Genomic DNA, 506 nt, shown 5'->3' with positions numbered 1-506 from the left:
TACGCTTGTCGCGCGGAACATCGGTATCGCCCAGGGAGTAACAACTCGGACCGACGGCGCAGATATCGCAGCCCGTTGCGACCACGTCCTGCACGAATGCGGGAATGTCCTTTTCTTGCATGCGCTTCATTTCAAGAGGCCTCTTCTGACTTCACATTTCCTTATCACAGATCACCCAATTTGCAACCCTACCGTGCAATCTCGGGCGTCACTGCGGCGCGCGAGCACCTTCCCTTACAGCTCAGCCCAGTGAATCCGCCGCGCGCGCGCCTCACCCGGAGCCCGGAAGAATTATGACATCTTCCCTGTGCAGGAAGAACCGACGCGCGAAGAACTCAAGATTATGGGTATCGCTCCCTTCCTGCGCAGCGCTCTGCCGATAGCGCAGCCTGTCGGGGCAGAAGGCAAGGAAGCGAGCCCGCAAGTGTCGGAGACGCTGCCGCTTCCAGGATTGGCGCCGCTCGCACGGTTGCTGAGGCCGGTTTACCCTATCGAACACTATGCCC

Annotated in this window: 1 protein-coding gene; it reads left to right on the top strand. The window is 59.7% G+C overall.

The window, feature by feature from the left end; all coding sequences use genetic code 11:
* Window positions 1-307: 307 nt before the first annotated feature.
* A partial coding sequence (locus EH240_RS38680; protein WP_206075408.1) for a hypothetical protein occupies window positions 308-506 on the top strand: 199 nt, incomplete at its 3' end.

This window comes from Mesorhizobium tamadayense (assembly GCF_003863365.1).
In the GTDB taxonomy this organism is placed as follows: domain Bacteria; phylum Pseudomonadota; class Alphaproteobacteria; order Rhizobiales; family Rhizobiaceae; genus Mesorhizobium; species Mesorhizobium tamadayense.
The sequence above is the reverse complement of the archived record's forward strand: the minus strand, read 5'-3'. Positions and strand labels throughout refer to the sequence as shown.